The organism is Bacillus sp. LR_5 (assembly GCF_042709275.1).
Window position 1 is genome coordinate 1 of the sequence record NZ_JAVAXX010000662.1, and the last position, 831, is coordinate 831.

General features: G+C 45.4%; 1 protein-coding gene. It reads right to left on the reverse strand.

Features of this window, described 5'->3' with window-relative positions; all coding sequences use genetic code 11:
* Positions 1–65 precede the first annotated feature (65 nt).
* Positions 66–831, reverse strand: a 766-nt coding sequence (dapA, locus tag RAC86_RS39330) for a 4-hydroxy-tetrahydrodipicolinate synthase (RefSeq protein ID WP_377887029.1), incomplete at its 5' end; no start/stop codon positions are given.

Below are 831 nucleotides of genomic sequence, written 5' to 3' on the forward strand. Positions count from 1 at the left end.
AAAGAAACGGTCAAACTCAGCTGAATGTGAGAATGACCGCGTTTGTTTCACTGTATGAAATTTTCTTACAGTTCGCTGATCGTGCTGCTTAAGCTCAGACGTTCATCCTCAGTTAACGGGACTAGAGGCAGACGCACAGAACCGACATCAAGACCTCTCAGCTGAAGCGCTGTTTTGACTGGAGCAGGATTAGGCGCTTTAAACAGTTCCTTCATAATCGGCAGCAGTTTCTGATGAATCAGTGCCGCATTAGCTGTTTGCCCATTCGTATAATTTTTGATCATTTGCTGCATATCAGTGCCTGCAATATGGCTCGCCACTGATACAACTCCTCTTCCTCCAACTGAAAGAATTGGAAGCGTCAGGGCATCATCCCCTGAATAGACATAGAAGTCTTCAGGTGTTTCAGCAATAATTTTTGTAATCGCTTCGAGGTCTCCGCTCGCTTCTTTAATCGCAACCACATTCGGAATGTCTGCCGCCAAACGGATCGTCGTTTCAGGAGCAAGAGAAGCAACCGTACGGCCAGGAACATTATAGAGCATAACCGGAAGAGATGTCTCTGCCGCAATTGCTTTAAAATGCTGGTACATTCCCTCTTGAGAAGGTTTATTGTAATACGGGGTAACAAGCATAACAGCGTCCACGCCCGCTTCCTCAGCTTTTTTTGTCAGCTTAATGGAATCTTTCGTGTTGTTGCTTCCAGTACCAGCGATAACGGGCACCCGTCCGTTTACTTCTTTTACTGTATATTCAAAAAGCGCAATTTTTTCTTCAGTTGAAAGGGTCGGAGATTCTCCAGTTGTTCCCGCTACTACTAAAGAATCCGTG